The organism is Halomonas urmiana (genome assembly GCF_005780185.1).
Classification (GTDB): Bacteria; Pseudomonadota; Gammaproteobacteria; order Pseudomonadales; family Halomonadaceae; genus Halomonas; species Halomonas urmiana.
Genome location: NZ_VBUI01000059.1, coordinates 1 through 3,091, shown reverse-complemented (window position 1 = coordinate 3,091; position 3,091 = coordinate 1). Strand labels below are relative to the sequence as shown.

Annotated in this window: 3 protein-coding genes and 1 pseudogene; 1 reads left to right on the top strand and 3 read right to left on the bottom strand. The window is 60.1% G+C overall.

What is annotated here, in order from left to right; all coding sequences use genetic code 11:
• Positions 1–78 precede the first annotated feature (78 nt).
• From FEI13_RS19565 to FEI13_RS18680, 3 genes and pseudogenes are all read right to left on the bottom strand, one after another.
• Positions 79–788 (bottom strand): annotated as a pseudogene (locus FEI13_RS19565) (IS3 family transposase); the annotation flags it as partial.
• Between the two features lie 57 nt (positions 789–845).
• Positions 846–1,136 (bottom strand): hypothetical protein, encoded by a 291-nt coding sequence (locus tag FEI13_RS18685; protein WP_138182995.1) that lies wholly within the window; start codon positions 1,134–1,136, stop codon positions 846–848.
• A 604-nt stretch (positions 1,137–1,740) separates the two neighbouring features.
• Positions 1,741–2,268 (bottom strand): ester cyclase, encoded by a 528-nt coding sequence (locus tag FEI13_RS18680; RefSeq protein ID WP_138182994.1) that lies wholly within the window; start codon positions 2,266–2,268, stop codon positions 1,741–1,743.
• Between the two features lie 273 nt (positions 2,269–2,541).
• Between FEI13_RS18680 and FEI13_RS18675 the strand changes: the two genes are divergently transcribed.
• Positions 2,542–3,045, top strand: a complete 504-nt coding sequence (locus FEI13_RS18675; RefSeq protein ID WP_138182993.1) for a hypothetical protein — start codon at positions 2,542–2,544, stop codon at positions 3,043–3,045.
• The last annotated feature ends 46 nt before the right edge of the window (positions 3,046–3,091 follow it).

Genomic DNA, 3,091 nt, shown 5'->3' with positions numbered 1-3,091 from the left:
CTGCTCGTCATGAAGGTATTCCAGTCATGCTCGTGCCCATTCAGCTACTTCCTGCTGCCTTCAGGGTCGAGGCACACGGTACGTGATGTCGCCGACCCATTTCCGGTTCGGTGCCGCAGCGCTGAAGTCCTGCTCCAGCAGATCCGGTGCGACTGGCAGGCTATGCCGTGAGTTTGTCGTGGCCTTGAACTTGCGAGCGGCTTTCGCCCGCAGGTTCTGGCGACGAAGGCTGGCAGCCACGGTATTGAGGCAGATGGCGACGCCAGCATCGTTCAGGTCATGGGTCAGCCTGGGGGCGCCTGAGCGCCTCTTGGCCTGCTCGAAGGCCTGAGCCACCCGCTGATCGATCAGCGCTTGCCGGCGGCGGCGGGGAGACGGTTCACCTCCCCGCCGCCGCCAGGCGTAGTAGCCGCTGCGGGCGACACCAAGAAACGCACACATCCGTTGAATGCTGAAGGCCTGACGATGCTGCTCGATGAAGGCGTACTTCACTTCAGGCTTTTCGCGAAGTACACCGCGGCTTTTTTTGCGATTTCAAGCTCTTCCGACTTCTCAGCCAGTTGACGCTTGAGCCTCGCGTTCTCTTCCGCCAAGGCCTGCTCGCGCGCTGAGGCATTCTGCTGCTGATGAGCCTTGGCTCGCCATTGGTAGAGCTGGCTGGGTTGAAGGCCCAGCTCACGAGCGGCGGCACTGGCCCCAATACGGTCAGCGAGTGCCAGGGCCTCGTCCTTGTAGGCCTGGGAGTAACGGGTACGCGTCTTCTTCATCGACGTTGCTTGCCTTGCCATGGGGTCACCTCGTTCAGTGTACTGCCTTAACGGGGTGTCCACTGTTGGTGGGCAAGATCAAAGTCCACCTGCCCGTGCCGGTGGGACGGCCACGTAAGCGGTGCCGATGGCAGGCCAGCCGAATAGACCGAAGTAATCCCTCTCGGCAAACATGATGTCCTGGTTCATCGAGCATCGGTCCGGCATACCAGCCAGGACAGGCTTCTGGTGCCAGTTGCGAAAGCATGAGATGCGCCGACTCGAGCCGATGCCCGCCAGCCCGTACAAGACCATCTTGGGGTGCCAGAAGCGGTACAATTCCATAGCCGCCACGCTGTCCTTGGCGTATTTGCCCAGTCCTTCCATCATGTCGTTGACCAAGGTGAGGCTCTGTGAACTGGGCGCCTTGTCCTGTGCCGCCTTGATGAGGCCATCCTGAGTCGCAGGCCCTAGGACCAGCAGCTCGCGACCCAGGCTTGGTCCCATTGGCCTGCATCATCACCTAGGGAATAACCCACAAGGCTCGCATCTCGACGATGCGATCTCCCTCGACGCGAAAGAATTCGGCGTAACGCATGGTGACGATGTGTCGGGTCGGCGGAACATCTAGTCAAGAGCGCTCGAAGACGCCGGTGTAGAAACCAGCACAGCCGATCCAAGGCTGGCCGTCTTCTCCACCGAACATGATGTAGTCACGGCGCTCCAGATCAGGGATGGCGGCTAACAAAGGCCCTTAGGCGTGCTCGTAAAGTGCATAGCCCTCTGCATCTGGCTCAAGGGGTGAGCCAGATGAGTGTCGCAGTCGGGTGAAAAAAGCTCAGAAAGACGTGCCTCTAGGTCTGATGCGTCGATAGTCGATGTCGTAAAACGCATCGTACAGCCGTCCGACGACGGCCCTGTGCCGGGAGGTCGTTTTCGTGTTCACCTCTCTCGGGAGGGGGGAAGTATCGTTTGCCGCTTCTGCCCGGCCAATTTACTCGGTGTAGCTCAGAGGCGCCTGGGCGCTGTCCCGTTGCTCCCAGCCATGACCATCGAAGGGGTCGACGCCAAGCTGCTGCATGACTGAGGGAAAGTCGACCATGACCCAGTTATCCACGATCTTGCCGTCGACCACCTTCCAGAAATCCATGTATCGTATCACCACGCGCTTGCCGGTCGCGGGAATCCCCATAAAGGTGCCCGAATGCACGGCTTCCTGGCGGCCGAAGGCGGCACACCACTCCCCCTGCGCCAGTCTGGCCTCATCGATACAGACTTTGTCGGAGAATGCTTCCTGAAAGGGGCGTTGCCAGTTCTCCTGGAACTCCTTGAGCCCTTGCTTAAAGCCACAGCCGGCGTTGCCCATCCAGCGGAACGACTCGGAGAAAAACCGTCCCATGCCCTCAATGTCGTGATCATTGAGGCCATCGACCATGGCATCGATGCTGGAAAGCGTTTCCTCCGTCTTCGAAAGGTCGTTGTTTTGGGTAAGAACTGCCTGAATCGGACGTGCACCTGACATAGCGGACTCCTGGCTGGGACAATCAAGATGTAGCCTCAGTCTAGGAGGGCCTCTGCCACTGGCACATGGTCAGACACCTCGCCGTTCATGTATATTTGCCCTATCTCGCCCTCGTGTGAGGAGCATGCCTCGCATGAAGCAGCCCTTGCTCTTCACCCATCGAGCCCCAGGCTTATGACGACAGCGCCTCTTTCTCATGACATGCCATTGGAGTATCGCGTCGAGTGGTCTGCTCATCGCAGCAGTCACTGCGTCGATACCGGGTGGCGGATCATGCCCTACTGGGTGGTGCTGCATATCGTGCACGGCGCTTATACCTGCACGTTCGACGACCAGCACGAGCCCGAGAACGGAAGAGAAGGAACAACAAAGAAACCTGGCCACCAGGTGACAGCCAGGCCAGGAGAAGTGCTCATGGTACCTGCCGGTGCCCGCCATGCCCTGACTTTCGCCCCGGGAACCACGGTCGATGGGCTGCACATCCATTTCGGCCTGTATCATGACCTGGATGTGTTTTCGGTCTATCGGGTTCCCGTCGTGATCGCCGGAGACGCGGCTAATGCCGCCGCTCAAGCCACCAGTGCCCTGACCGCCACCCTGGCGCGCCAGGACAACACCAGCCTGGAAGCCCTCGCGGCCCGGCACGCCGACGCCTACCGTTTTCTGGCCGAGATACTGGCGGTCTCCCGCCGGCAGCCGCAGCCTAAACGTCGCCTGGCGACGCTCGGCCGCCTTCAGCCGGCCCTCGGTAGATGTCAAGCAAGCTGTCGTGTCTGATCATTGTCACGCCGCCTGTTTTTCTGGTTCAACCAGCGTGACTTCG